6 protein-coding genes are annotated in these 6,079 nt (G+C 67.6%); all 6 read left to right on the top strand.

The genetic code is table 11. The features are described from left to right. The first annotated feature begins 96 nt into the window (after positions 1-96). The 6 genes from AC5Y47_RS21875 (at position 97) to AC5Y47_RS21850 (ending at position 6,071) form a co-directional block, all read left to right on the top strand. Positions 97-1,065 (top strand): pirin family protein, encoded by a 969-nt coding sequence (locus AC5Y47_RS21875; protein ID WP_499946343.1) that lies wholly within the window; start codon positions 97-99, stop codon positions 1,063-1,065. A 2-nt stretch (positions 1,066-1,067) separates the two neighbouring features. Further along, on the top strand, positions 1,068-1,712 hold the full coding sequence (locus AC5Y47_RS21870; protein WP_499946342.1) for a TetR/AcrR family transcriptional regulator: 645 nt from the start codon (positions 1,068-1,070) through the stop codon (positions 1,710-1,712). A 53-nt stretch (positions 1,713-1,765) separates the two neighbouring features. Beyond that, positions 1,766-2,698: a class I SAM-dependent methyltransferase gene (locus tag AC5Y47_RS21865; protein ID WP_499946341.1), complete on the top strand. Its 933-nt coding sequence runs from the start codon at positions 1,766-1,768 to the stop codon at positions 2,696-2,698. Further along, complete coding sequence (locus AC5Y47_RS21860; RefSeq protein WP_499946340.1) at positions 2,695-3,636, top strand: class I SAM-dependent methyltransferase; 942 nt, start codon at positions 2,695-2,697, stop codon at positions 3,634-3,636. Before AC5Y47_RS21865 ends, AC5Y47_RS21860 begins: the two co-directional genes overlap by 4 nt. 104 nt (positions 3,637-3,740) lie before the next feature. Beyond that, positions 3,741-5,171, top strand: a complete 1,431-nt coding sequence (locus AC5Y47_RS21855; protein WP_499946339.1) for an aldehyde dehydrogenase family protein — start codon at positions 3,741-3,743, stop codon at positions 5,169-5,171. A 39-nt stretch (positions 5,172-5,210) separates the two neighbouring features. Then, complete coding sequence (locus tag AC5Y47_RS21850) at positions 5,211-6,071, top strand: SDR family NAD(P)-dependent oxidoreductase (RefSeq protein ID WP_499946338.1); 861 nt, start codon at positions 5,211-5,213, stop codon at positions 6,069-6,071. The last annotated feature ends 8 nt before the right edge of the window (positions 6,072-6,079 follow it).

The raw sequence follows: 6,079 nt of genomic DNA, 5'->3' as shown, positions 1-6,079 counted from the left end.
ACCCGGCTTGCCTGGCGACGCCTCGACCAGAGCGCAGCCAGGAATAAACGGACCCGAGTCCGGTTGTACTGGGTATCACCGACTCAGGAGGTACCTATGCCCGCGATCACCGCAGACACGTTGACGTTGCCGAGGGTGGCACCGGCCGGACCCGCCGACGCCGAGCGTCCGGTCCGATCCGTCACCACCGGGCCTCGGGGGTATGAGGGCCTGGGATTCCCGGTGGTCCGGGCTTTCGCCGGAGTCAGCCCCGCCGCGCTGGACCCGTTCGTGCACATGGACCAGCTGGGCGAGGTGGACTATCAGCCGGGCGAGCCGCGCGGCACCGACTGGCACCCGCACCGCGGCTTCGAAACCGTGACATACCTGATCGACGGCAAATTCGCCCACCAGGATTCGCACGGTGGCGGCGGATTGATCGGCGACGGCGCCACCCAGTGGATGACGGCCGGGTCGGGAATCCTGCACATCGAGACCCCACCCGCCGAGATGGTGGACAGCGGCGGGGTCTTCCACGGCATCCAGCTGTGGGTGAATCTGCCCAAGCGGGACAAGTTCGCTCCGCCGCGTTACCAGGCCATCGAGGGCGGCGACGTCAAGCTGCTGGCATCCGAGGACGGCGGCTCGCTGCTGCGCATCATCGCCGGCGACGTGTCGGGCCACCACGGTCCCGGAGTCACCCACACACCGATCACCTTGGCGCACGCGACCATCGAAAGCGGTGCGCGACTGAACATCCCGTGGCGCCCCGACTTCAACGCGCTGGTCTACGTGCTGTCCGGGGAGGGGACGGTCGGTGCGGCGGGCCGCCCGATCAGGCAGGGTCAGCTGGCGGTCCTCGGTCCGGGTGATCGCATCACCGTGGCCGCCCGGCTGGGCCGGAACCCCATGGACGTGTTGCTGCTGGGCGGGCAACCGCTTCGGGAGCCGGTATTCCACTACGGCCCGTTCGTGATGAACTCCAAGGCCGAGGTGATCGAGGCCCTGGAGGACTACCAATCGGGCAAGTTCGGAAGTATCCCGGCGAACGCGCTAACGCCGCGGCGAGGCGGTGGCACACTCTAGTAATGCCGCATGTGGCAAGTCGCGGGCCCGGGCGCCCCCCCGCTGCAAAAGCCGACGAGACGCGTAAACGCATCGTGCGGGCGGCCCGTCAAGTGTTCAGCGAACGTGGCTACGACGGCGCGACGTTCCAGGCCATCGCGATCCGCGCCGACCTGACCCGTCCCGCGATCAACCATTACTTCGCCAGCAAGCGGGTGCTGTACACCGAAGTCTCCGATCGGACTACCGACCTGGTGGTCAACGCCGGCATCGAACGGGCGCGGGGCGAGCAGACGCTGTTGGGCCGGGTGGGAGCCTTCGTCACCACAGCGATCGAGGCTGACACCGAAAACCCTTGTACCGCAGCATTTTTAGCTACTGCCGTGCTGGAGTCGCAGCGGCATCCGGAGCTGCGACGGACCGAGAACGACACGGTGCGGATCACCCGAGAATTCCTGATCTGGGCCGTCGACGAGGCCCGCGAGGGCGGGGAACTCGCCCCCGGCATCGACGGCGACCGACTGGCGGAGGCTTTGCTGCTGATGCTGTGCGGGGTGGGTTTCTACGCGGGCTTCGTCGGCAGCTTCCAGGAGGTGGAGAACATCCTCGGGACGCTGGGCCAGCTGATCGGGGGGAATTTGTGGAGCCCCGCCGCCAGCCGGCAGTGACCTGACCCACGAAGCGTATAGTTTACCTAAGTTATTAGGTAGCATGGATGGTCATGACGGATCTCCACACGCCCTCGTTGCGTACCGCCGGCGACAGCTGGCTCATCACCGAAAGCGTCGGCGCCACCGCGTTGGCAGTAGCCGCATCGCGCGCGGTGGAGACGGCCGGGCCGGACCCGCTGATCCGCGACGAGTTCGCACAGGTGCTGGTCGCCACGGCCGGACCGGCGTGGGCCAGGCTCGCCGACCCGAGCATCGCCTGGCTCGACGGCGACGAACACGGCAGACGCCTGCACCGGGTGGGTTGCGACTACCAGGCGGTGCGCACCCGCTACTTCGACGAGTACTTCGGCAGCGCCGTGCGGGACGGTATCGGGCAGGTGGTGATCCTGGCCGCCGGCCTGGACTCGCGGGCATACCGGTTGCAGTGGCCGACCGGGACCCAGCTATACGAGATCGACCAGCCCAAGGTGCTGGAGTACAAATCCGAGGTGCTCGGTTCCCACGGTGCGGTCCCGTCGGCAACCCGGCATGCCGTCGCGGTGGACCTGCGTGAGGACTGGCCGGCGGCGCTGATCGAGGCCGGGTTCGACCCGTCGCGCCCCACCGCCTGGCTGGCCGAGGGGTTGCTGGCGTATCTGCCCAGCGACGCCCAGGACCGGCTGTTCCAGCTGTGCACCGCACTGAGCGCGCCGGGCAGTCGTCTCGCCGTCGAGGCATTCACCATGGTCGTCGACGGCAACCGGCAGCGCTGGGACCGGATGCGGGACCGGCTCGGTCTGGACGTCAACATCGGCGCGCTCACCTACCACGAGCCGGAGCGTTCGGATCCAGCACAATGGCTCACCGACCACGGCTGGCAGGTCCACAGCGTGGACAATCACCAGGAAATGGCCCGGCTGGGCCGTCCGGTACCCGAAGATCTGGTCGACGAGGCCATCACCGCCACGCTGATGTGGGGCCACCTGGCAGGAGTGCAGAAATGAGCGGATTACGCAGCCACGACGACACCTGGGACATCAGGACCAGCGTCGGCACCACGGCCGTGATGGTCGCCGCGGCGCGGGCGGTGGAAACCGAACAACCCGACGCCCTGATCCGGGACCCCTACGCAAAACTCCTGGTGACCAACGCCAACGCCGGAGTGCTGTGGGAGGCCATGCTCGACCCCGCCGTCGCGGCCAAGGTGGAAGCGATGGACGCCGAAGCCGCGGCCATGGTCCGGCACATGCGCGGTTACCAGGCGGTGCGGACCCACTTCTTCGACACCTTCTTCCGCGACGCCGTCGCCACCGGGATCCGGCAGGTCGTCATCCTGGCGTCGGGCCTGGATTCACGGGCGTATCGACTGGACTGGCCGGCCGGGACCACCGTCTTCGAGATCGACCAGCCGCAGGTCCTGGAGTACAAGTCGACGACCCTGTCCGAGAACGAGGTGACGCCGTCGGCCGACCGCCGGGCGGTGGCGATCGACCTGCGCCAGGACTGGCCGGGCGCGCTGCGCGACGCCGGCTTCGACCCCACCGCACCGACGGCGTGGCTGGCCGAAGGGCTGCTGATGTACCTGCCCGCCGAGGCGCAGGACAAGCTGTTCACCCAGGTCAGCGAGTTGAGCGCGCCAGGCAGCCGCATCGCTGCCGAAACCGCACCCGCGCACGCCGACGACCGCCGCCAGCAGATGCGCGAACGGTTCAAGAAGGTCGCCGAGGAGATCGGGCTGGAAGAGACCATCGACGTCGGCGAGCTGATGTATCGCGACGAGCACCGGGCACCGGTCGACGAGTGGTTGAACAGTCACGGCTGGCGGGCTGTCGCCGTGAGCTCCCCCGACGAGATGCAGCGACTGGACCGCTGGGTGGTCGACGTGCCCATGGCCGACGACAAGGACGCGTTCTCCGACTTCGTGATGGGCGAGCGGCTGTAGCGGCGCCTTCTGTCCATTCCTTCCGGGTGACTAGGATCGGGAGTTATCACCCACGAGCGACCGCTGGCCGACGGCTGCGGGCACCTCGGGAAGGAAGGACAACGATGACCACCGAATCCCCGCCCGCCCCCCCGCAGTCGCAAGCTGCCGAAGACGTCGACATCGCCGGAACCGTCGACCGCCTGCGCCGGACGTTCGCTTCCGGACGCACCCGCAGTTACGAGTGGCGCAAGCACCAGTTGCTGCAGCTGGCCAAGCTGGTCGAGGACAACGAACCGGCCATCGCCGCCGCGCTGGCCGAGGACCTGGACCGCAATCAGGTCGAAGCGTTCATCGCCGACATCGCCACCACCGCCGGTGAAGCCAAGTACGCGGCCAAGAAGCTGAAGAGATGGATGCGCCGCAAGTACCTGCTGCTGGAGGCGCCGCAGCTGCCCGGCCGCGGTTGGGTGGAGTACGAGCCGTACGGCACCGTGCTGATCATCGGCGCGTGGAACTACCCGTTCTATTTGACCCTCGGTCCCGCGGTCGGCGCGCTGGCCGCCGGCAACGCCGTCATCCTCAAACCCTCCGAGATCGCCCCGGCGTCGTCGCGCCTGATGGCCGAGCTGGTGCCCAAGTACCTGGACACCGACGCGGTCGCGGTGATCGAGGGTGACGGGTCCGTCACGCAGGAGCTGATCGGGCAGGGCCTGGACCGCGTGCTGTTCACCGGCGGCACCGAGATCGGCCGCAAGGTCTACGAGGGCGCCGCCAAGCACCTGACCCCGGTCACCCTCGAACTGGGCGGCAAGAGCCCGGTGATCGTGGCCGCGGACGCCGACGTGGACGTCGCGGCCAAGCGGATCGCCTGGATCAAGATCATGAACTCCGGGCAGACCTGCGTCGCGCCCGACTACGTGCTGGCCGACGCCACGATCCGCGACGAGCTCGTCGACAAGATCGGTTCCGCGCTGACCAAGTTCCGGGCCAACGACAACCAGGCCGGTATGCGCATCGTCAACGAGCGCCAGTTCGACCGGTTGACCGGGTACATCGACGCGGCTGAAGCGGACGGCAAGGGGAAGGTCGCGGTCGGCGGCAAGTCCGACGCGTCCAGCCTGCGCATCCAGCCGACCGTCGTCGTGGACCCGGATGTGGACGGACCGTTGATGCAGAACGAGATCTTCGGCCCGATCCTGCCGGTCATCACGGTCACGTCGCTGGACGAGGCGATCAATTTCGTCAATGCCCGGCCCAAGCCGCTGTCGGCCTACCTGTTCACCAAGACGAAGGGAACCCGCGAGCGGGTGATCAAGGAGGTGACGGCCGGCGGCATGCTGATCAACCACCTCGCCTTCCAGGTGTCGACGGCCAAGCTGCCGTTCGGTGGCGTCGGCTCCTCCGGCATGGGCGCCTACCACGGGAAGTGGGGTTTCGACGAGTTCAGCCACCGCAAGTCGGTGCTGACGAAGCCGACCCGCCCCGACTTCTCCAAGATGATCTACCCGCCGTACACCGATCGGGCTTTCAAGCTGGCCCGCAGGCTGTTCTAGCCTGAGCCGTCCACTTATTGCGTTGCAGAGAGGAAACTGATGCCCGGAGTGCAGGATCGTGTCGTCGTAGTAACCGGCGCCGGCGGGGGATTGGGTCGTGAATACGCCCTGAACCTCGCCCGGGAGGGCGCCAGCGTCGTGGTCAACGACCTCGGTGGTGCCCGCGACGGCACCGGTGGCGGGTCGGCGATGGCCGATCAGGTCGTCACCGAGATTCGGGACGCCGGGGGCCGCGCGGTCGCCAACTACGACAGCGTCGCCGAAGCCGACGGTGCGGCCAACATCATCAAGACCGCGCTCGACGAGTTCGGCGCCGTGCATGGTGTGGTGAGCAACGCCGGGATCCTGCGCGACGGCACCTTCCACAAGATGACGTCGGAGAACTGGGACGCCGTGCTCAAGGTGCACCTGTACGGCGGCTACAACGTGATCCGCGCGGCCTGGCCGCACTTCCGCGAGCAGAGCTACGGACGCGTCGTGGTGGCCACCTCGACCAGCGGGTTGTTCGGCAACTTCGGCCAGACCAATTACGGCGCAGCGAAATTGGGCCTGGTGGGTCTGATCAACACGCTGGCACTCGAGGGCGCCAAGTACAACATCCACGCCAACGCGGTCGCCCCGATCGCGGCCACCCGGATGACCGAGGACATCATGCCCAAGGAGGTGCTGGAGAAGCTGACCCCGGAGTTCGTCGCGCCGGTGGTGGCCTACCTGTGCACCGAGGAGAACCCGGACAACGGCTCGGTGTTCGTCGTCGGGGGCGGCAAGGTGCAGCGGGTTGCGCTGTTCCAGAACGACGGGGTGAACTTCGACAAGCCGCCGACGGTGCAGGATGTGGCGGACGAGTGGGGCCAGATCACCGATCTGTCGGCCGCGCAAAAAGCTGGATTCAAGCTCTGACCGATCCG

The organism is Mycobacterium sp. NGS22, assembly GCF_059813095.1.
The sequence above is the reverse complement of the archived record's forward strand: the minus strand, read 5'-3'. Positions and strand labels throughout refer to the sequence as shown.

Excerpts from the sequence above, each read along its gene's own strand:
- AC5Y47_RS21875 (WP_499946343.1), top strand. The coding sequence starts at position 97 with ATGCCCGCGATCACCGCAGACACGTTGACGTTGCCGAGGGTGGCACCG.
- AC5Y47_RS21870 (WP_499946342.1), top strand. The coding sequence starts at position 1,068 with ATGCCGCATGTGGCAAGTCGCGGGCCCGGGCGCCCCCCCGCTGCAAAA.
- AC5Y47_RS21865 (WP_499946341.1), top strand. The coding sequence starts at position 1,766 with ATGACGGATCTCCACACGCCCTCGTTGCGTACCGCCGGCGACAGCTGG.
- AC5Y47_RS21860 (WP_499946340.1), top strand. The coding sequence starts at position 2,695 with ATGAGCGGATTACGCAGCCACGACGACACCTGGGACATCAGGACCAGC.
- AC5Y47_RS21855 (WP_499946339.1), top strand. The coding sequence starts at position 3,741 with ATGACCACCGAATCCCCGCCCGCCCCCCCGCAGTCGCAAGCTGCCGAA.
- AC5Y47_RS21850 (WP_499946338.1), top strand. The coding sequence starts at position 5,211 with ATGCCCGGAGTGCAGGATCGTGTCGTCGTAGTAACCGGCGCCGGCGGG.